At 69.4% G+C, this 18,965-nt stretch carries 21 protein-coding genes and 1 pseudogene; 10 read left to right on the top strand and 12 right to left on the bottom strand.

The window, feature by feature from the left end:
* Positions 1-68 precede the first annotated feature (68 nt).
* A complete protein-coding gene (locus tag VM681_01495; protein ID HVL86672.1) occupies positions 69-497 on the bottom strand; it encodes a hypothetical protein in 429 nt (142 codons plus the stop codon).
* A 49-nt stretch (positions 498-546) separates the two neighbouring features.
* Positions 547-1,461, bottom strand: a complete 915-nt coding sequence (locus tag VM681_01490) for a hypothetical protein (protein ID HVL86671.1) — start codon at positions 1,459-1,461, stop codon at positions 547-549.
* 106 nt (positions 1,462-1,567) lie between these two features.
* On the opposite strand from VM681_01490, the gene rpl18a reads away from it, so the two are divergent.
* The 6 genes from rpl18a (at position 1,568) to VM681_01460 (ending at position 5,536) form a co-directional block, all read left to right on the top strand.
* Positions 1,568-1,804: a 50S ribosomal protein L18Ae gene (rpl18a, locus tag VM681_01485; GenBank protein ID HVL86670.1), complete on the top strand. Its 237-nt coding sequence runs from the start codon at positions 1,568-1,570 to the stop codon at positions 1,802-1,804.
* Positions 1,801-2,265, top strand: coding sequence for a prefoldin subunit alpha (gene pfdA, locus VM681_01480; protein HVL86669.1), 465 nt, complete (start codon positions 1,801-1,803; stop codon positions 2,263-2,265). The genes rpl18a and pfdA overlap by 4 nt, the downstream gene beginning before the upstream one ends.
* Positions 2,265-3,368 (top strand): signal recognition particle-docking protein FtsY, encoded by a 1,104-nt coding sequence (gene ftsY, locus VM681_01475; protein ID HVL86668.1) that lies wholly within the window; start codon positions 2,265-2,267, stop codon positions 3,366-3,368. Before pfdA ends, ftsY begins: the two co-directional genes overlap by 1 nt.
* Before the next feature lie 4 nt (positions 3,369-3,372).
* A complete protein-coding gene (locus VM681_01470; protein ID HVL86667.1) occupies positions 3,373-3,888 on the top strand; it encodes a hypothetical protein in 516 nt (171 codons plus the stop codon).
* A gap of 314 nt (positions 3,889-4,202) precedes the next feature.
* Positions 4,203-4,535 carry a hypothetical protein gene (locus VM681_01465; GenBank protein ID HVL86666.1) on the top strand — a complete coding sequence of 111 codons (333 nt, stop codon included), beginning with the start codon at positions 4,203-4,205 and terminating at the stop codon, positions 4,533-4,535.
* 110 nt (positions 4,536-4,645) lie between these two features.
* Positions 4,646-5,536, top strand: a complete 891-nt coding sequence (locus tag VM681_01460) for a hypothetical protein (protein HVL86665.1) — start codon at positions 4,646-4,648, stop codon at positions 5,534-5,536.
* Between the two features lie 6 nt (positions 5,537-5,542).
* Here the strand turns inward: VM681_01460 and VM681_01455 are convergent, their stop codons facing one another.
* The 4 genes from VM681_01455 to VM681_01440 form a co-directional block, all read right to left on the bottom strand.
* A complete protein-coding gene (locus VM681_01455; protein ID HVL86664.1) occupies positions 5,543-6,436 on the bottom strand; it encodes a 3-hydroxyacyl-CoA dehydrogenase family protein in 894 nt (297 codons plus the stop codon).
* 86 nt (positions 6,437-6,522) lie between these two features.
* On the bottom strand, positions 6,523-8,919 hold the full coding sequence (locus tag VM681_01450; GenBank protein HVL86663.1) for an amino acid permease: 2,397 nt from the start codon (positions 8,917-8,919) through the stop codon (positions 6,523-6,525).
* A 20-nt stretch (positions 8,920-8,939) separates the two neighbouring features.
* Positions 8,940-9,530 carry a hypothetical protein gene (locus VM681_01445; GenBank protein ID HVL86662.1) on the bottom strand — a complete coding sequence of 197 codons (591 nt, stop codon included), beginning with the start codon at positions 9,528-9,530 and terminating at the stop codon, positions 8,940-8,942.
* Positions 9,531-9,543: 13 nt separating this feature from the next.
* Positions 9,544-10,671 carry a Phenylacetic acid catabolic protein gene (locus VM681_01440; protein HVL86661.1) on the bottom strand — a complete coding sequence of 376 codons (1,128 nt, stop codon included), beginning with the start codon at positions 10,669-10,671 and terminating at the stop codon, positions 9,544-9,546.
* Between the two features lie 92 nt (positions 10,672-10,763).
* Here VM681_01440 and VM681_01435 point away from each other — a divergent pair, with 92 nt between their 5' ends.
* The 3 genes from VM681_01435 to VM681_01425 are packed head-to-tail and all read left to right on the top strand — an operon-like array spanning position 10,764 to position 11,833.
* Positions 10,764-10,994: an antitoxin VapB family protein gene (locus tag VM681_01435; GenBank protein ID HVL86660.1), complete on the top strand. Its 231-nt coding sequence runs from the start codon at positions 10,764-10,766 to the stop codon at positions 10,992-10,994.
* A gap of 5 nt (positions 10,995-10,999) precedes the next feature.
* Positions 11,000-11,395 carry a PIN domain-containing protein gene (locus tag VM681_01430; GenBank protein ID HVL86659.1) on the top strand — a complete coding sequence of 132 codons (396 nt, stop codon included), beginning with the start codon at positions 11,000-11,002 and terminating at the stop codon, positions 11,393-11,395.
* A gap of 24 nt (positions 11,396-11,419) precedes the next feature.
* A complete protein-coding gene (locus VM681_01425) occupies positions 11,420-11,833 on the top strand; it encodes a CBS domain-containing protein (GenBank protein HVL86658.1) in 414 nt (137 codons plus the stop codon).
* A gap of 9 nt (positions 11,834-11,842) precedes the next feature.
* Here VM681_01425 and VM681_01420 read toward each other — a convergent pair whose 3' ends face one another.
* The 4 genes from VM681_01420 to VM681_01405 all read right to left on the bottom strand — a co-directional run bounded on the left by VM681_01420 (position 11,843) and on the right by VM681_01405 (position 15,435).
* A complete protein-coding gene (locus tag VM681_01420; protein HVL86657.1) occupies positions 11,843-12,685 on the bottom strand; it encodes an enoyl-CoA hydratase/isomerase family protein in 843 nt (280 codons plus the stop codon).
* Between the two features lie 35 nt (positions 12,686-12,720).
* Entirely contained in the window at positions 12,721-13,179 is a 459-nt protein-coding gene (locus VM681_01415; GenBank protein ID HVL86656.1) for a hypothetical protein, read from the bottom strand.
* Positions 13,180-13,187: 8 nt separating this feature from the next.
* Complete coding sequence (locus tag VM681_01410) at positions 13,188-13,898, bottom strand: hypothetical protein (protein HVL86655.1); 711 nt, start codon at positions 13,896-13,898, stop codon at positions 13,188-13,190.
* 94 nt (positions 13,899-13,992) lie between these two features.
* A complete protein-coding gene (locus VM681_01405) occupies positions 13,993-15,435 on the bottom strand; it encodes a DEAD/DEAH box helicase (GenBank protein ID HVL86654.1) in 1,443 nt (480 codons plus the stop codon).
* Between the two features lie 103 nt (positions 15,436-15,538).
* On the opposite strand from VM681_01405, the gene purH reads away from it, so the two are divergent.
* On the top strand, positions 15,539-17,095 hold the full coding sequence (purH, locus tag VM681_01400; protein ID HVL86653.1) for a bifunctional phosphoribosylaminoimidazolecarboxamide formyltransferase/IMP cyclohydrolase: 1,557 nt from the start codon (positions 15,539-15,541) through the stop codon (positions 17,093-17,095).
* Here purH and VM681_01395 read toward each other — a convergent pair.
* Together VM681_01395 and VM681_01390 are read right to left on the bottom strand one after the other, a co-directional pair.
* Entirely contained in the window at positions 17,067-18,485 is a 1,419-nt protein-coding gene (locus VM681_01395; protein HVL86652.1) for an MFS transporter, read from the bottom strand. The two genes, purH and VM681_01395, sit on opposite strands and share 29 nt — an antisense overlap.
* Positions 18,486-18,660: 175 nt before the next feature.
* Positions 18,661-18,965, bottom strand: a pseudogene (locus VM681_01390) (4Fe-4S dicluster domain-containing protein).

Raw genomic sequence — 18,965 nt, 5'->3', positions numbered from 1 at the left:
GACTCGGGTGGGGTGGGATCGTCTGCAGCCGGATCTCAAGCTCGCGCTGCCGCACGGTCGCGCCGCCGCTACGCGATCTCGGGACCGGCGCCTGCGGCGCTCGTCTTCTTCGGCTCCTCGAAGCGGACCTGGGGCAGGGGGATCGGCGGCGGCAGGTTCAGGTCCTTCGCGATCCCCACCGCCTGGGGCAGACAAACGCGCATGACGGTCGTGTGGATCTCGCTTGCGATCTCCGGGGGCATCTGTCCGTTCTTCTGCCACGTGCCGGCAAGGGACGTCGCGTCGCCCTCCCACTGCAGCGCGCCCTCGACCTTGATGATGCCCACGGCCGCGTAGTTCGCCGTGTAGCGGAACTCCACGGAGGCGTCGTTGGGCGAGTTCGCGCGCACGAGCGTCACCGTCGAATTGTGGTCGATCTTGATCTGGCCGAGGCGCTCCTGCAGGCGCACGAAGCGCTTGGCCTCGATGCTCGTGAGCTCCACGGCCTTGATGGGCATGGCAGCGGCCATGGGCGGGGAGGGGAAAAACGTTGCTGTCGGGCGGGCGCTACTCGCGCGGGCCACCGACGCCCAACTCGCGCATCTTCCGGTCGAGCTCTGCGAGGTTCGCCTCCTTGCTTTGCTTGAGGTTCTCGAACTGGAAAGACGTGATCTCGCCGCGTTCCATGCGCAGGCGCGCGTTCTCGATGCTGCGCTCCACGTCGGCGCGCTTGGCGCGCAGGATCCGGCTCTCCTTTTCCGCGGCAGTCTCCTCGACCGCCTCGGCCGGGGGGGCCGCCCCGCGCTGGGCCTGCTCGGCCCGCAGCGCGCGGCTGCGCGGCTTGATCCGGGGCCTGCGGCGCTTCCACGCGACGTATCCTCCGCCGACGGCCGCAAGTCCCACGAGAAGCCAAGCGCGAAGAGGATTGGCCTCGTAGAATTCCACAAGCGGGTTGGGCCGCGGCGGCGGGGCCACGAGGAGGATGCCAAACTCCAGCGACTCGGCGTGAAGCGTCTCGTTCGCGTCGTCGAGGATCTCCACCCGATACCGGAGGGTCAAGGACGCGCCCACGGTCGCCTGCGGCAAGACCTCGAAATGCCAGGCGGTCTGGTCCGAGACGCGGCGGCCCTCGTCGACGTCCGCCGACGCCAAAGGACGGCTCTCCCAGGACGCAGGGTCGAGGCCGGAAAGCTCCTGCGGCGCCGAGAGCGGCGTGACGCGAACGCTCCGGTTCTCGGTTCCGTTGTTCGCGGCAAGGAAGGCAACGACGCCCGCGTCCCCCGGCCGGAATTCGACCGTGGGCCGCGCGATGTGACCTTCCGGCAAAGCGTCCACGCGCACGAGGAGGGCCGACACGCGCACGTCCTCGAACTCGACTTCGCGTTGCGCGGGCGACGAGCCCTGCGCCCAGGCCAACGACGGCGCCAAGAGCACAAGGACAAGCGCGACCGCAATCGGCGGAACCGCACGAACGGGGAGCATCGCTCCCGCACCCGCCCGCGTGCCAAAAACCCTTGCGCGGACGCGCGCGCCTGGAAAACCTTATCTACGGGCTTGAGGGATGCGCAAAGCCCGGTGATGCCCGCTGGTGAAAGCCTACCGCGTCGAGGGTGATGTGGCCATGGGCAGCCGCCGCCAGCCGTTCCGGCTCGAGATCGCCTGCGCGAACGTTCTCCAAGCAAAGCACCGCGCGCTTTCGACGCTTGGCAGCCGGCACGGCCTTCCCCGCCGCCTCGTTCGCATCAAGAACATCGCCGAGCTTGCGTCGGGCGACGTGACCGATCCGGCCGTCTCGCACCAGCTCCAAGGATCGGGGTCCGCGTGACGCCCCCAGCCGGCGGCGAGGACCCGCGCGCCCGCGCGCTCTCGCAAGCGGACCTCGAACAGAACCTCCGCCGCGCCGTCGCCATGGCCGAGGAGGCGCGCCAGGCGCTCGAGGCGCTTGGCGAGCAGCGCGCCTACCTCCAGCAGGGCGCTCGTGAGCTCATGGTGAGCCGCGCGGCGCTCACCGCGCTCCGGGACGCCCGCACCGGCGACGAGATCCTCGTTCCGCTGGGGGCCGGCCATTTCGCCCTCGCGCAACTTGCCCGCACGGACGCCGTCCTCGCGGGCGTGGGGAGCGACGTCACGGTGGAGACCACGATCGCCGACGCGCTCGCGCGCATCGAGGCCGAGCTTGCCCGGGCCAAGTCGAGCGAGGAGCGCATCGTCGCCGAGCAGGAGCGGCTCGCCAAGCAGTACGACGAGATCGCGGCGCACGTGCAGGACCTGGCCCCGCAGGAATAGTGATTCCCGTGGGCATGTTCGATCTCCTGCGCGCGAAGATCAAGCGCCTTGGCGGCGCCGAAACCAAGGAGGGCGAGACGCCTTCTCCGCCGCGCGCGCCTTCGACAACCTTCGAGCGCGCGACGCCACGCGCCCCGCCTGCACCCGCGCAGCCGGCACCGCCCTCGGCGGTCGAGCGCAGGGCACCGGAAGTTCCACGACCGGAAGCGCGCCCCGCGGCTCCGGTCCCTGCGCCGGCCGCGACGACGCCGCCTCCGGTCCGCGGCAAGGGCGTGGCGCCCGAGAAGGTGAAGGAACTCCTCTACGACCTCGAGCTCATGCTCCTTGAAGCCGACGTTGCGCTCCCCGTCGTCGAGACGATCAAGGAAGGATTCAAGAAGCGCCTGGCCACCGTGGACCCCGGCGGCAATCTGCAACGCGCCGTGGAGGAGGCGCTCAAGGAGACGCTGCTCGAGCTTCTCTCGAAGCAGACGTTCGACTTCGACCAGTTCGTCCTGGAGCACGAAAAGCCGGTCGTCTTGATGTTCGTCGGCGTGAATGGCACGGGCAAGACGACCCAGATCGCGAAGGTCGCGCAGCGCCTGCGCGGCAACGGGTACTCCTCCGTCCTCGCAGCCGGGGACACGTTCCGCGCCGGCGCCATCGAGCAGATCGAGAAGCACAGCGAGCGCCTCAACATGAAGGTCGTCAAGCACGTGGCCGGCGCCGACCCTGCCGCCGTGGCCTACGACGCGATCCAGCACGCCAAGAGCCGCAAGAAGGACGTCGTCTTGATCGATACGGCCGGGCGCATGCAGACGAACCTCAACCTCATGGACGAGATGAAGAAGATCAAACGCGTGGCGAAGCCGCATCTGGTCGTCTTCGTCGGCGATGCGCTTGCGGGCAACGACGCCGTGGAGCAGGCCCGCAAGTTCGACGAGGCCGTCGGCATCGGCTGCGTCTTCCTCACGAAGGTGGACACCGACGCCAAGGGGGGCGCCGCGCTGTCGATCGCAAACGCCGTCGGGAAGCCCGTGGCGTTCCTGGGCGTGGGCCAGGAGTACGAGGACCTCATTCCCTTCGATCCCGCCTGGGTCGTCGACCGGATCTTCGGGGAGTGACCGCGTGCGCGAAGCGCTGACGGTCGTCGCGCTTGCGAACCTTCTCCTGGCCGGTTGCGCGACGCCGGGCGAGCGGCCGTCGCCCGAAAATGAGATCCGCGTGTTGACCTTAAGCGCGGAGCAGCCGACTGAGTTCTCCGAAGGCTCGCCGGCGGCCGGCGGGACGCTGCTTGTCCACCTCGTCCGACGAGCGGCGTGGCCGCACTACCGTGAATTCGTGGACAGCGGGCTTGCCGACTTCGTCGCGCCTCCGCGGGCAGAGCGCGGCTCCATCGTCACGATCGAAGGCGGCCAGAACGTCACGCGGGTCGAGTTCCTGCTCGACGGGCGAGGCGAAACCTCCTTCCGGTTCGAGGGACGCGACCTCGTCGTCCGGCTTGAGGTAAGCGGCGGCACGGGGACGGTTCGAGGCTCCTGCCGGCCGTACTACCTTTCGCACGATCCGGTGGACCGCGACATTCCGCCCGGCTTTCTCGCCGAAGTGCCATTCCGCATCGCGTGCGACTCCGGCGGCTCCTAGGGCACGGGGGCGCGCATCGTGGCAAGCGGCGCCGTCGTCGACCGGCTTTGCCGGCCGGTAATCGTGTTACCGCGCGTTCATCTAGGTGCGCCGGCCAGGATGCAACGTCGGTTCTCGGGGCGGAATCTGCTCTTGGCGCTTGACCCGAGCCAATCATGTCCTTTCGCACCCCGCCGACCGATCCAGCCCAATTGCGCGCATGGCTTTCCCAAAGCGAAAAACTCGCGATTGCGTGCCTGGAGGCGGCATGGCGCCGCGGACCTGGACGCGCAACCCGACGGCTCGTGGATCTTGCGCTGTGGGAACTCCGTCGCGTGCGTCGCATTCGGCTCGTGCTGGCGTTGAGCGAACGCGTGGCGGCCGAGCCTGCCGGCCCGTCAGACGCTGCGCTTGAGACTCTCTCGCAGGAAGCCATTCCATGGCTTCGGCAAGACGAGGCCACGACCGACGGTGAGGTGGCGGCGCTCTTGGCCCGGGCGCGCGACGTGGAGGCGCAAATGCCGGCCAGCCTGGCCGCCAGGACGACGTGGGACCCGCCGCTTGTCGTCGGGCGGTTGGCCGTCGGGGATCCAAGCGCGCCACTGCGCTCCGGCATCCGCGGGAATGGAGACGCCCACCACGCGGAAGGCTCTCACGCCAAACAATAGGCGTTTGACCCCCCAGGCAGCCTGCTCTGCCTTCTGACCGCCCCGCGGCGCCGCTAGGGCGCCACCAAAATCTTCATGGCATGGCAGCCGGCAGGGGCCGTGGTGCCCCCATGGAACCTGCCGCGCGAGCGATCCTTCTTGCCGCCCTCGTGACCGTCGTCGGGATCGCAGGGTGCCTCGGGTCGCCGGCCGCGGAAGAGCCCGCGTCCGAGGAGCTGGGCGCGCACGAAACGCCCCCTACCCAGCCGGCGGACGACGCCGTGCAGGCGGTCGCGGACGCTGCCGAGGGCGCTCTTGCATCGCCCCCCGGTGCGCCCGAGTTCCCGGTCCTCCGACAATACGGCTGCACCACGACCTTCGGCCGGTTCGACGCCCCGATGACGTGGGCACAAGAACAGATGCCCGCCGGATTCGCGCCGCGGTCCGGCGTGACGGGCGACTCGGCCGTCTTCCTTGTGAAGACGTGGACGTGCGCGCGCGGGACCATCGGCGATCGCCCGGTGGAAGGCCCAGCGCACGCCATCTACTACCTCCCGGTGAAGGCTCCCTCGCAGTACGCGTCGGCCAACGGCAACGATTACGTCCTGCTGGGTTGGATCGCAAGCGATCCGGAGGAGACGGCTGTGTACCGCGCGTGGAACTTCCCCGCGGAGACGGGCGAGGTGTCCGTGAGCGCAACCCGCCTGGCGGCCGCGGTGGCCGGCAAGACCCGAGCGGTCGGTGGCGGCTCCTCCATCGAGCTCGACCTCGCCTCGCAATCCCCGACCGCGTTTGGGGATTACATGGCGCGATACTTTGGCGTGTCGGCAGGGAGCGTCGCAAACGCCGTCGACATCTTCGTCGGGGGCGGCGAGCAGGGGAGCTTCGGCGCTGCCGCGCTTTCGATCGCAGGCCCTCGTCAGCCGTTCACGACGCCCGTGGCAGGTTCCGCTTCGACCCAGTTCTGGCCGGCGGAAACGATGACCTATCAGTGGACCTATGTTCCCGTGCGGTCCGGCTGAGTCCGGTCAAGGCGTCGGGGAGTCGCCGTCCCAGCGATAGAACCCTTGCCCCGTTTTCTTCCCGAGCTTCCCCTCGCGGACGAGCCGGCGCAGGACCTCGGGCGGCCGATACGTGTCGTCGCGAAGCTCGCGGTGAAGATGCTCTGCGATGGCAAGGCGCACGTCGAGACCGACAAGATCGCTCGTGCGAAGGGGGCCCATCGGGTGGCCGTAGCCAAGCTCGAGGGCCGTGTCGATGTCCGAGGCGCTCGCCACCCCCTGCTCCACCATGCGCATGGCTTCGAGGCCAAGCACGACGCCCAGGCGCGAGCTTGCAAAACCCGGGCTGTCCTTCACGACGATGGGCGTCTTGCCCATGTGCCGCGCGGCTTGCACGGTCGCCGCCACGACGTCCTCGCGCGTGCGCGCGCCCCGCACGACCTCGACCAGCCGGAGCACGTACGGGGGGTTGAAGAAGTGCATGCCCACGACGCGGCCAGGATCGGCGACGCCGTGCGCGATGCCGTCGATCGAGAGGCTGGACGTGTTGCTCGCCAAGATGCAGGCGGGCGGAACCGCGCGCTCGACCTCGGCGAAGACTCGCCGCTTGAGATCGACGGATTCGGGGATCGCCTCGATCACGAGGTCGGCCTCCGCGCACGCCGCGGCAAGATCCGTCGTCGTCTCGATGCGCGCGAGGGCCTCGTCCGCGGCCCGAGCGTCGACCTTGCCCTTCTCGACGCCCTTGCGCAGGTTGGAGCGGATCTTGCCGACGGCCGACTCCAGGAGCTTGTCGTCCACGTCGCGCAGCCGGACCGAGCACCCGGCAAGCGCGGCCACGTGCGCGATGCCGTGGCCCATCGTTCCGCTGCCAAGGACGGTGACCCGGCGCAGGTTCGTCTCGATCCCCGCGCCGCCCACCGAGCCTGCGGTACTTAAGGGTGACTGCGGGGCGGGACGAGAACGACGGCCGTGACGCAAAGGCATTGCTGCGCGGGCCGCGCACCCTAGGGATCGCCTGGTGGCGGCCCCCGGGGCTTGCCCGCATCGCCATCGGGCTGCAGGTATCCGCCGACGCGCTCGAGCCAGGCGTTGAACCTGCCAAAGAATCGTGCCGCGGGGCTGTGGCGCCGGACGAGGAGGACCGAGGCGGGCGATTCCGCCGCCACGCGCTCGGGGACGGTGCCCACAAGCGTCGTCTTCCACGCGGGCGCCTCGCTTGCGCCAAGCACAAGCGTGTCGCCGGCGCCTGCCGCCGACAGGAGCGCGGCCTGCGGGTCCGGATTGCGGATGGTCTCGACGGTGGCCTCCCACGGGCCGATGCCCGCGTCGGCGATGGCGCTTGCGAGACGAGCCTCGGGTTCGACCTGCGCCTCGGACGTTACGACCGTGACGGCCACGAGGGGCTGGCGTCGGCTGCGCGAGAGCACCTTGGCCACCTCGGCGCCCAGGCGCAGATGGCGGGAGCGGCCGCGCACGGCCACGACGACACGCGGCGTGGACCCGGCGACGGCCGCCTGCCCGGGCCGCAGGAGCGCCACGTCCGCCGGCGCGTCGCGGACGACCGGGTCGAGCGTGGACCCAAAGACGTGCTCGCGAAGGCTTGGCCTTCCGCGCCAGCCGAGCAAGATGAGGTCCGAACGTTCCTCCTCGGCCGTCTCGACGATGGCGGCGGCCGCGTCGTGCGCGATCTTCACGATCGAGTGCACGGGCACGTCCGGGGGAAACGCGGCGGCGGCCTGCGCAAGGATGGGTCGCGCCTCGTCGGCGCGGTCCAGCGCGGCGGACGGCAGCGTGTTGAAGGGCACGGTCAGGACGTGAAGGAGGACGACCTCGCCGTTCCGGTCGCGCGCAAGCTCGCTTGCCACGGCGGCCATCGGCGGAACCGTGGCGGGGTTGGCAACGGGCAGCAGGATTCCATACCGCTCCTCGCCCAACGCCCGCTTCTCGTACGCAAGTGCCGTGCGGATCGCGGCCGGCTCGACGTGCCGCCGGGCGTACGCGTGGTGGACGAGCGCGCCCAGGACGACCCACCCGGCGGCCGCAAGCCACGCCGTCGGGCTGAAGTGGAACAGCGCCACGGCGAGCACGATCTGGGCCGCGATTCCGACGAGCGGCAGGGCGGGAAACCAGGGGGCGCGGAACCGGTCGGAGCGCGGCGCAAGCGAGCGCCGCATCGCGATGTAGCTTGCGTTCACGAGCATCATGAGCAGCAGGAACATGACGCCGGCGGCGGCCGCGACCTGCTGGATCGGCAGCAGGGCGGCCATCCCCATCACGATGCCGCCGCTGAACAGGATGCTTGCCGCGGGCGTTTGGGTTCGCGGGTGGACCCGCGAGAAGAATCCGGGCAGGGAGCGGTCGCGCCCCATGGCAAAGCTCACGCGAGAGCTGCTGTAGATCGTGCTGTTGAGGGCGGTCACGTTGCTCAGCATGGCGCCCACGAGGACCACGATTGCGCCCACGCCAAACGGGACGAATTGCGCTGCGGCCTCGACGAGGGCGAGCTCCTGCCGCTGCGCGAGCCATTGCCAGCTTGTCATTCCGGCGTCCGGCACCGTCGCGGCCAACGCGACAAACGCGACGAGCACGAGAAGCGGGCTTACGATCGCCACGCACAGGAGGATCGCCCGCGGGACGTTCCGCTCGGGGCGGCGAACCTCCTCCCCGGCTTGTGCGACGATCTCGAATCCTTGGAAGGCGATGACCGTAAGGCCCATGGCAAGGAACATGCCGACGAGCCCCTGAGGGAACAGGAGCGCCGGGTCGCCAAGACCGAGCTGGCCCAGGCCCTCCGGCCTCGCGACGATCGCGGCAAGCCCGGACCCGACGAAGATGCCAAGTGCAAGGAGGACGACGAGGGTGACGGCCGCTTCGGCCCGAATCGCCTGCTTGGCGCCTGCGACGTTGAGCGCCACGAACGCCGCCGTGACCGCCACGGCCATCGCGTTGACGAGCGGACCCTTGGCAAGCTCGGGATCCAACGGACCGTAGGCGCCAAGGAACCACAGAAGGTAGGCGGCGCTCGCAAGCGCGTACACGGCGCACGCCACGGCGTGGGCAAACCAGTTCATCCAGCCGCCGAGGAAGCCCCACGGCTCGTGCAACGCCTGGCGGACCCAGACGTATCCCCCGCCCGCGTCGTGGCGAACGGAGGAAAGCTCGGCGTAGACGAGAAGCGTGGGCACGAGGACCAAGGCGTTGAGCGCCAGCGCCAGGAACACGGCCGGACCGGCGAGGCCCGCGGCGATGCCGGGCAGGACGAAGATGCCGCCCCCCACGAGGGCGCCTACGCCAAGCAGCGTCGCGTCGGCAAGCGTGAGCTCCCGGGCCAGGCGAACCGTGGGCTCGGCGGCGGATTCCGCCGTTCGCGTGGGACCCGCGCCGGCCTCGCCCTGGGTCACGACCGCCAAGCCCCGGCGCCCTACTTGGCTGCTTCGCTTTGCTCGACGGCAAGCTCCGTCAGCGCGGCTTCGACGACCCGCGACAGGTAGTAGGGGGCCTCGGGCACGCAGGTGAAGGGAACGGCTTCCTTGAGCTCGTCGAGCTGCTGCATGAACGTCCGGTACCCGCGAAGGCCAGGCTCGTCCAGCCGGCCGGGCATCGGCGCCACGCGACCCAAGAGCAAAAGGCCCTTCACGGCAAGCGGCTCGTAGAGGGGATAGCTCGGAAGTTCGAAGTGCGCAAGGGACGCGGCCTGCCGCGCGTCCAGGCCGTGTCGGGCGAGGCGCAGCAGCGGCTTTGCGTCCGGGTAGTGGAGGTCGGCAAGCGCGGCCTGGAAGTCGCGCACGAGATCCGACGCCACGGCGGGCGCGGGGCCCGGCGCGCGAAAGGCAAGCGCGCGCGCCACTTCCGAGCCGTCCGGCGGGCGGTGAGCGAGGTAGATGCCGAGGTGGTACGCGGTCTCCTCGCGCGCGTGGCAAGCCCAGAACAACCGAGGCACCTGCTCGAAGAACTCCTGGTCGGAGAGCGTTGCGCCCGGCCTCCGACGGGAGGCGACCGCCTGTCCGCGCATGCCACGCCGCCGCCTACGCCGCCGCGGGACCGCCCTTGGGCGCGATCCAGTCGGGCGTCTTGAAGATCTCGTCGAGCCGCGCTTTCGTCTCCTCGTTGGGCAGGTTGCGCGCGAGGTAGTCCTCGTACTCGCGGTCGGAGAGGCGCTTGCCGTGGATGTCGTACGGTTGGCCGCCGTGCTCGGAGAGCTTGGGATCGCGCCGGAACTTGAGGTCCGGCACGACGAGCTTGGGCTCTCCGGGCGCCAACAGCGCGTTGAGCTGGACGACGAGCTCCTCCACCTCGCGCCGGTACAGCGCGCGCGCGTGGGCGTTCAAATCGTCGAGGTCGGGCGTCTCCGCGTTCGTGTCCTCGTCGTAGCGGCCCTTCAGGCCCCACACGTAGTAGAGCCGCGCGGGGGTGGATTTGTCCTTGCCAAAGAGGTCGAAGGCCGTCGGGACCCACTTGTTGAAGTACTGCTGCACGATCGCCGTGGGGATCTTGCCGGCTTGGAGGATGCGGCGAAGGCCCGTCTGGCCCGTACCCAGATGGAAGCTCTCCTCCTTGAGCATGGGGCCCATGGACTTCGCAAGCGGCGCAAAGCCGCTGTGGGAGAGCATGCGGAGCTGATACTTGCCGTCCCGGTCGACGAAATCCGTGTAGGTGAAGAAGTCGAGCCAGTGGTCGACGGGCTCGTTGAAGCTTCCCAGGAGCCGCTCCTTGTTCCACGAGCGGCGCTGCAGCTGTTTTTGCGCCTCGATGGCGCCCGTCTTGCCAAAGTGCGTGACGAGAAGGTAGCACATCTGCCAGCCGTGCCGCATCTCCTCGCTCATGACGCGCAGGATGGACTTGAGGTCGTAGTCGGTGGGCGCGGTCTTCACGAGGTGGCGCTGCTGCTCGACGCTTGCAAACTCCGTGTCGCCCTGGTACACGATGAGGTTCATGAGGCCGTCGCGCATGTCCTGCAGCGGCACCTGCATGGGCGTCTCCCACTTGGGGCGCCCCTTGAACTCGCCAAACTCGACGTTGGGCCCGCACGGATCTCCGAACTTCTCCTCGAACTTGAAGTCGCCAAGCAGCTGCTTGGGGAAGCCGATCTCCGTCTGCCAGGCTTGGAACTCGCGGATCCAGTCGTCGAAGGTGCGGACCGTCTGCGCGGGCATGGCAAACCCGAATCCGGATGCGCATCCCCGGGAGATGACGGTTGCGCCACGCGCGCCGAAAACCGTATACGACCGTATACGATTCTTGTGCCATGACTCGGATGCTCCAGGTGACCGAACGGGCCTACGAGACGCTGCGTTCCCTCAAACGGCCGGGCGAGAGCTTCTCCGAGCTTCTCCTACGGCTGGCCGGCGAACGGTCCCTCCTGGAGGCCGTAGGCGTCCTCGACGAGGGCCAGGCCGCCGCCATGGAAGCCACCGTGAACGCGGCGCGCGAACGAAGCCGCCGCCGGCGCGGCCGCCAGCTTCGCGAGCCCCGGTGAGACCCATGCCGATCCTCGACACGACCTTCCTCATCGACGTGCTCCGCGGCCACGAGCGCGCCGTCGATCTCCTCGCGCGCCTTGAGCCCAAGCGCGACCCGCTTTCGATCTCCGCCGTCACGCTTGCCGAGTTCCACCGCGGCTTTGGCACGGTGAACGTGCCGGACGCGGTGCGCGCCCGCGTGGTCGAAACCGTCGAGGGTCGGATCGTGCACGCGCTCGACGAGCAAGCCGCAAGGATCGCAGGCGAGATCGAGGCGCGTGCCTGGCGGAAAGGCGAGCCTCTGGACCCCGAGGACGCCATGATCGCGGCGACCGCGCTTTCCCGCGGCGAGGCGCTCGTGACCCGGCGCACGACGGTGTTCGGGCGAATCGAGGGGCTCCGGTTGCAAACCTACTAGGCCCCGGCGGCGCATAGGGCACCGATGCTCGTCGACGGCGCCATGACGCGCGCGGTGGTCACGGTCGACCCTTCGGACACCATCCGTCAGGCGGCCGCGCGCATGCGCGAACGCCGCGTCGGATGCGTCGTCGTCGCCCAAGCGGGCCTGCCGGGGGGCGTGCTCACCGAGAGCGACATCGTGCGGCTGGTGGCGTCGGGGGCGGACTTGGATCGGATGCGGGTGGCCGAAGCGATGTCGAGCCCCGTCGTGACGGTCGAGCCGGGGGCAAGCCTCGACGCCGCCGCGGAGCTCATGCGCGCGCGCAACCTCAAGCGGCTCGTCGTCGTGCTGGGAAGCGACATCCGCGGCGTCCTCACGGTGCGCGACGTGGCCTACGCGCAGCCGGAGATCGCCAGGGCCTACCTGAACGCGATGACGGCGCGGCCCGAGGATTGATCAGGCCGGCTACTTGCCCTGGAAGCGGGGCGGGCGCTTCTCGACGAAGGCCGCAAGGCCCTCCTTGGCGTCCTCGCTCTGGAAGAGCTGCTGCTGGAGCTCGCGCTCGATCGCAAGCGCGCTCTCGAAGGGGACCTCGGCGCCGCTCTGCACGGACCGCTTGATGAGCCCCACGGCCTTTGCGGCCTTGTTGGGCGGCACAAATTGCATGCACCACTCGAGCACCTGCGCCTTGAACTCCTCGGAGGTCTTCGCGTCGAGGATCTCGTTCAGGACGCCAAGCTCCTGCGCCTCCTCGAAGGTGTACTTCGCGCCGGTGCACATCCATTCGATGGCCTTCGCCTTGCCCAGGATGCGAACGAGGCGCTGCGTGCCGCCGGTGCCGGGAAGGACGCCGAGGTTGACCTCGGGCAGGCCGATCTGCCCGCCGTTGCGGCGGGCGAGGCGAAGGTCGGCCGCCATGGCGATCTCGAGGCCCCCGCCCACGCAGTGGCCGTTGATGGCCGCCACGACGAGCTTTGGCGTGTGCTCCAGGCGATTCAACGTCTCGTTGGCGTGGAGGCAGAAGAAGTACTTCCAGCGCGGGGTCACGCTGTTGAGCATCTGGATGTTGGCGCCGGCGGAGAAGAACTTGTCGCCCGCTCCGGTGAGGAGGATCACGTGCACGGCGTCGTCGAAGCGCGCCTTCACGATGGCTTCGTCGAGCTGGCGCATCATCTCGTGCGTGTAGGTGTTGGCGGGCGGGTCGTTCATCTCGAGGATGGCGACCCCGTTCTTGGTGGAGTAGTTGACGAGCGTCTTGCCGACGGGAGGCGTCCAGCCCTTCTCGGTCATGGGAATCGGGGCGACCAAGGCGCAGAGCCTTCTTGAACCTTGCCCCCGGCGCGTCACCATCGGTACAGCCGGCGTCCCAGCGCCTGGCGCGTGGCGTCCATGCGGACGCGAAGCTCCGCGGCGCGCTTGGCGGCGCCGCCGCGCTCCGCGCGGTGCAGATCGACGGCCATGGCGTCGAGCTCGTCGCGCAAGCGGGCGTCCTCGACGTCCTCGGCCGCCGCGGCCGCAACGGAGGGCCGTCGAAGCCACGACACGGCCAGGAATGCGCCGGTGATCGCAAGGAGCGTCGCCTCGAGGATGGGCGCGCCCGTCGCCGACCCGGAGAACAGGCCGGCGGCGCCCAGAGGGATCCCGACGAGCACGGCGATCGAGAGCGAGCCGACGAGCGCAACGAACCCGTCGTACACCGGTTCGGACCCAAAGCGCCGCTCGGGATGCACGGCGCGATGGAGCGCGAACCCCGGAAGCAGGAAAACGAGGAGGATGGAAAGGAGAAGTCCAAGGGGATCCATGGGTCACCTCAGGCGGGAACGGCGACGGTCTTCGAGAGGTCCTCGCGGCGCACCTCGCGGCTGCGGAGGTAGCCTGCGAACAGGAGCACGGTCCCCGCAAGCGTGCCGAGGTGGAACACGAACGCGCTCTGCTCGACGGAGAGCCCCGTCTGGCCCCCCGACGGGAGGAAGTGCGTGACAATGAAGACGAGGGCGCCGGCCGCGATGAGGAGATTGTAGGTGCCGCCCGTCTTGCGCCAGGACCCGACGGCGCCGCCGAGGAGGAACGCCGCGGCGGGGACGTCGAGCAGCGGGTGCAGCACGCGCGTGAGCGTGGTGGCAAAGACGCCCGTGGGGACCTCCCCGGCGGTCGCGGCGCTTTCGAGCGCCTCCACGCGCACGGCGTCGACGGCGGAGAAGACGAGGAGGAGGACGCCCACGACGGCCACGTACCCGAGCGCGGCAAGCGTGGCCGTGCGGTGGGAGAGAAGAGCGATCGTGCCGGCCCCAAGGAGGCCCACCATGATGGCCGTGACGGGGAAGTACACGCGGTAGAGCCCCTCGCTCCATCCTCCGGTGATCGCAAGCACCTCGATCGCGCTTGCCACGACAAAGAGCGCAAGGCCCGCGGCCCAGAGAGCCTGGTGCAGGCGGCGGCGCTCCACAAAGCGCATCGCCAGCAGGGCGGCGAAGACGGCCGAGAGGGCGGCCGTGATCGCCGGGATCAACCACTCGCTCATTGGGGCGGGCACAGGAGTCCGCCCTATAAACCTATTCCGGAAATCGCCGCGATGCGTTTCCTGCGCATATGCGCAGTAACCTCAGAATCCGCGGCTATTTTCGCTCCATGATCGCAAGCTGCGCCTTGTGCCCGGAGAGGTCGGCGCCGTGCACGCTCTTCCATACGCGCTCGGCGAGGTGCCGGGGCACCTCGATCTCGCTGTGGGTCTCGTAGACGTCCACGTTGCCAAGCTCGCCCTCGTACAGGCGCGCGAGGCGGTTCACGTGCTGGTAGAGGCGCATCATGGACATGCCGTGCGACTTGCCGAGGTTCAGGCGGAAGTGGACCATGCCAAGCTTGTCGGCGTACTCGTGGAAGTCGAATACGTGCCGGATCCCGTCCTTCTCGCCGGCCTGCAGGGACTGGAGCTTGAACTTCGTGCCCGCGCCCTCCTCGAAGGCGGCAACGAGCTTCTCCTCCTCGCGCGTGACGAAGGTGATGGCCTTGCCGATGGCGCCCATGCGGCCCGTGCGGCCGATGCGGTGCACGTACCACTTGGGGTCCTCGGGCATGTCGTAGTTGATGACGTGCGAGCAGTGGCTGATGTCGATGCCGCGCGCCAGCACGTCGGTGGCGATGACCGTGCGGATCTGCCCCGTGCGCACCTCCTCCATGACCTTGTTGCGCACGGCCTGGCTCATGTCGCCGTGGAGCATCTCCGCGCGGTGACCGTGCGCGCGCAGGAGCTTGTGCACGCGCTCGACCTCGCGTTTGGTCGAGCAGAAGACGAAGGCCATCTCGGGCTTCTCGGTCTCGAGGATGCGGTAGAGCGCCCAGATCTTGTTGCGGTAGCCCACGCGCAGGTAGATCTGCTCGGTGTTGTCGAGCGTGAGCTTGTCCTCGGAGACGTTCACGAAGACGGGCTCGGGCATGTACTTCTCGGCAAGCGTGCGGACGACGCCGGGCATGGTGGCCGAGAAGAGGAGCCATTGGGCGCCGCGGGGAACTTGGCGCACGATCCAACGGATGTCGTCGATGAAGCCCATGTCGAGCATGCGGTCGGCCTCGTCGAGGACGAAGTGGCGAAGGCCCGACAGCACGAGCGCGCCGCGCCGCATGTGGTCCATGACGCGCCCGGGCGTTCCCACGATGATGGGGACGCCGTCTTTGAGCGCCTTCACCTGGGGACCAAAGCCCACGCCGCCGTAGATGGGCGCGGCGTGGATGCCCTTTGCCTTGCCGATGCTGTTGATCTCTTCCGTGACCTGCTCGGCAAGCTCGCGCGTGGGTACGAGGACGAGCGCGCGGAGGCCCTGCTCCTCGGGCGAGAGCCTCTCGATGAGCGGGATGCCAAAGGCGGCCGTCTTTCCCGTGCCAGTCTGCGCCTGGCCGAGCACGTGGCGGCCGGCGAGCACCGGCGGGATGGCCTGGCGCTGGATTTCGCTTGGCTCCGAGAATCCCATGGCAGCGAGCGCTTCGAGCACCTCGCGGGAGAGGCCAAGGTCGGAGAACGTTGGCTTGGGCGGCATCGCCGCCGCCGGCTCGGGTTCCGTCATCGGGACGCCGCGCTATTCCGGCTAGGGCATAAGAACGTTTGGGGCGAAAGGTCGGCGAGGAACCCCGCGAGGGCTAACCTTATGTCCCCGTCGCGAATCTTCGGTGGGTACGAAGTTGCCGGTCGGCCGCGTTCTCGTTTCGGTCCACGATAAGTCGGGCGTCGTGGGATTCTGCCGGCGCCTCGCTGCGTTGGGCGCCACGCTCGTGTCGACCGGGGGGACCGCCCGCGCGCTCGCCGAGGCGGGCCTCCGGGTCGTTCCGGTCGAGGAGGTCACCGAATCCCCCGAGATGATGGAGGGCCGCGTGAAGACGCTGCATCCTCGCATCCACGCGGGCATCCTGGCGCGGCGGGATCGGCCCGACGATCTCGACACGCTCTCCAAGCACGGCATCGCGCCCTTCGACCTCGTGGTCGTGAACCTGTATCCCTTCGAGGAGACGGTCGCGCGGCACGCCTCGCTTGGGGAGGTCCTCGAGAACATCGACATCGGGGGCCCGGCCCTGCTGCGCGCGGCGGCCAAGAACTTCCCGCACGTGGCGCCCGTCACGAGCCCTGCGCAGTACGACGACGTGGCCGCGGAGCTTGAGTCCACCGCCGCGCTCTCGAGCGACACGCGCGTGCGGCTGGCGGCGGCGGCGTTTGCCCACGTGGCGCGGTACGACGTCGTGATCGACCAGTACTTCCGCCACCGTCTGCGGCAGGACGACTTCCCCTCGGTCCTCAACCTTTCGTTCGAGAAGCTGCAGGACCTCCGCTACGGCGAGAACATGCACCAGCGGGCGGCCTTCTACCGTAGCAAGCCCACGCGCGAGCCTTCGGTCGTGACCGCGCGCCAGGTCCACGGAAAGGAGCTTTCGTACAACAACATCCTCGACACGGACACGGCGATCGAGGTCGTGAAGGATTTCGCGCGGCCCACGGCGGCGATCATCAAGCACGCGACGCCGTGCGGGATCGCGGCGGCCGACGACGTTCTGTCGGCATGGCGCGGCGCCTACGCTTGCGACACGTATTCGCCCTTCGGGGGCGTGGTGGCGCTCTCGCGCACGGTCGACGAGGCCACGGCCGGCGAGATGGCCAAGCTGTTCCTCGAGGTGGTGGCCGCGCCGGGCTTCGCGGAGGCGGCGCTCTCGATCCTGCGCGAGAAGAAGAACCTGCGCCTGCTGGAGGTCCCGCATCTCGACCAGCACGGGGTCTGGGGCGGCCTCCAGTACCGAAGCGTCAAGGGCGGCCTCCTCGTGCAGGACCTCGACATTCGCGAGCCCGACACGTCGAAGTGGACGGTCGTTACAAAGCGGCACCCCACGCCCGAGCAGACGGCCTCCATGCTCTTTGCCCAGAAGGCCGTGCGTCACGTGCGCTCGAACAGCGTGCTCTTCGTGCAAGGCGAGGCCACCGTGGCCATCGGCGGCGGGCAGACGGCGCGCGTGGACGCCGCCCGCCTTGCGGCCTGGAAGGGCGGCGAGCGGCTGCGCGGATCGGTCATGGCCTCCGACGCCTTCTTTCCGTTCCGCGACGGCATCGACGAGGCGGCGCGCGTGGGCGTGGCCGCGATCGTGCAGCCCGGAGGCTCCGTCCGGGACGCCGAGGTCGTGTCGGCCGCCGACGAGCACGGCATCGCGATGGTGTTCACGGGCCAGCGCGCGTTCCGGCACTGAGGCTTTCTCCGGCCGGCGGCTCGGACGCCGTGGCCGGCGCGCCCCCCTTTGCGGGGCGGGGCCGCGAGAGGCTCGCGGCGGCGCCGGCGGCAAGGAGCACGGCGGCCACGACGAAGACCGCGTGCATGGCCGACACGAACGCGAGGGGCTCGGAGTCGAAGCCGGCCGGCGCAAGCAGGAAGAAGATCTGCGCCGAGACGGCCGTCCCAAGGGCCATGCCCAGGTTGCGCATGGTCGCGATGACGCCCGACAGGGCGCCCAAGGAGTCGCGCGCGACGGCGCCCAGAAGCGCGCTGTTGTTGGGCGCGGAGAAAAGGCCGATGCCCACGCCGACGAGGGCAAGCTCGGCGGCCACCATGAGCAGGCTTGCGCCGGGGCCAAGGTTGGACAAGAGCAGGAACCCGGCCGCCGCCACGGCCAATCCAAGCGGGGCAAGGAAGTTCCATCCTCGCCGATCGTGGAGGCTTCCCGCAAGAGGGCCCACGATCGAGAAGGCGATCGGGTTGGCGACGAGCACGAGGCCGCGCTCGGTGGGGCTTGCGCCAAGGACGTCGGTGAGGTAGAACGGGACGAGGAAGCTTGCCGCCGCGTAGCCGAGGAAAGCGAGGCTCACGCTGGCAAGGCCGGCCGCAAGGAACCGGTCGCGCAGGCCCGCCGGCAGGATGGGGGCCCGAGCGCGTCTCTCGCGGAGAACGAAGGCCGCCAGGAGCACGACCGTGGCGGCGGCCAGCGGAAGCCTCGCGGACGCGATGCTCACGGCGCCCACGAGCAAAAGGACGGTTGCCGCCAGGAGAATGCAGCCCGGCAGGTCCGCGGACCGGCCCGACGCGCCCGGCGCGATGGCGGATCGGGCGAGCAGGATGCCGGCTGCGCCCACCGGGACATTCAGGAGGAAGACCCAGCGCCACCCAACGAACTCGTCGATGACGCCGCCCAGCACGTTGCCCGTCGTAAGCCCCGCGGCGACCACGACGCCGATGATGCCAAGCGCCTTGCCCCGCCCGACGGGGAACGACTCCGTGATGACGGCCGGACCGGCGGCGATGAGCATGGCCGCGCCCACGGCCTGGAAGGCGCGGAAGCCCACGATCTGCCAGATGCTCCCGGCAAGGCCGCAGGCGGCGGCCCCGAGCGCGAAGATCGCAAAACCGAGCAGGTAGTTGCGGCGCCGTCCGTAGACGTCCGAGAGGCGCCCGAGCGGGATGAGGAGCGCCGTGACGACCGCGACGTAGGACACGACGACGAACTGGCTTTCGGGAACTCCGGCCGCAAAGTCGACGCGGATCGTCGGCAGGCTCACGTTCACGATGCTGAGGTTGAGCGTGGCCATGAACGAGCCAGCCGCGACGGTGAGAAGCGCCAGCCTGCGTCGTCGAGCGTCGTCGGCCATGGGGTCACTTCGCGGCCGGCGGGCGGGCCGGTGGCTTTGGCGCCTGGGCGCCGTTGGTCCCCGCCTCGGCCCGCTCGAGGATGCGCTCGAGCGCCTCCTCGCCGGGACCGCGCTTCTCGTCGTCACGCCCGGAGAACCATCTCGTGAGCGTCTCCGATACGATGCGCCAGCCGACGAGGATCGGATCGTAGTACCGGTCGACCACGCGCTCCTTCATGGGGATGATGCCGTTGTCGGTGATCTTGATGTGCTCGGGGCACACCTCGGTGCAGCACTTCGTGATGTTGCAGAAGCCCACGCCCGCCTCGTGCTTGAGGAGGGGCACGCGGTCGCCCGCGTCGGCGGGGTGCATCTCGAGGCTTGCGATGCGGATCGTGAAGCGGGGCCCGTAGAAGCCGCCTTCGGTCTTGGGGTCGTGCATCTTGTCGTGGTCGCGCAGGACGTGGCAGACGTCCTGGCAGAGGAAGCATTCGATGCACT

It is taken from the genome of Candidatus Thermoplasmatota archaeon, assembly GCA_035541015.1.
Taxonomy (GTDB): Archaea; Thermoplasmatota; SW-10-69-26; order JACQPN01; family JAIVGT01; genus DATLFM01.
The sequence above is the reverse complement of the archived record's forward strand: the minus strand, read 5'-3'. Positions and strand labels throughout refer to the sequence as shown.

Excerpts from the sequence above, each read along its gene's own strand:
- VM681_01495 (HVL86672.1), bottom strand. The coding sequence starts at position 497 with ATGCCCATCAAGGCCGTGGAGCTCACGAGCATCGAGGCCAAGCGCTTC.
- VM681_01425 (HVL86658.1), top strand. The coding sequence starts at position 11,420 with ATGCTCGTCGACGGCGCCATGACGCGCGCGGTGGTCACGGTCGACCCT.
- VM681_01490 (HVL86671.1), bottom strand. The coding sequence starts at position 1,461 with ATGCTCCCCGTTCGTGCGGTTCCGCCGATTGCGGTCGCGCTTGTCCTT.
- VM681_01460 (HVL86665.1), top strand. The coding sequence starts at position 4,646 with ATGGAACCTGCCGCGCGAGCGATCCTTCTTGCCGCCCTCGTGACCGTC.
- VM681_01445 (HVL86662.1), bottom strand. The coding sequence starts at position 9,530 with ATGCGCGGACAGGCGGTCGCCTCCCGTCGGAGGCCGGGCGCAACGCTC.
- VM681_01415 (HVL86656.1), bottom strand. The coding sequence starts at position 13,179 with ATGGATCCCCTTGGACTTCTCCTTTCCATCCTCCTCGTTTTCCTGCTT.
- VM681_01430 (HVL86659.1), top strand. The coding sequence starts at position 11,000 with ATGCCGATCCTCGACACGACCTTCCTCATCGACGTGCTCCGCGGCCAC.
- VM681_01440 (HVL86661.1), bottom strand. The coding sequence starts at position 10,671 with ATGCCCGCGCAGACGGTCCGCACCTTCGACGACTGGATCCGCGAGTTC.
- VM681_01435 (HVL86660.1), top strand. The coding sequence starts at position 10,764 with ATGACTCGGATGCTCCAGGTGACCGAACGGGCCTACGAGACGCTGCGT.
- VM681_01410 (HVL86655.1), bottom strand. The coding sequence starts at position 13,898 with ATGAGCGAGTGGTTGATCCCGGCGATCACGGCCGCCCTCTCGGCCGTC.
- VM681_01395 (HVL86652.1), bottom strand. The coding sequence starts at position 18,485 with ATGGCCGACGACGCTCGACGACGCAGGCTGGCGCTTCTCACCGTCGCG.
- VM681_01405 (HVL86654.1), bottom strand. The coding sequence starts at position 15,435 with ATGACGGAACCCGAGCCGGCGGCGGCGATGCCGCCCAAGCCAACGTTC.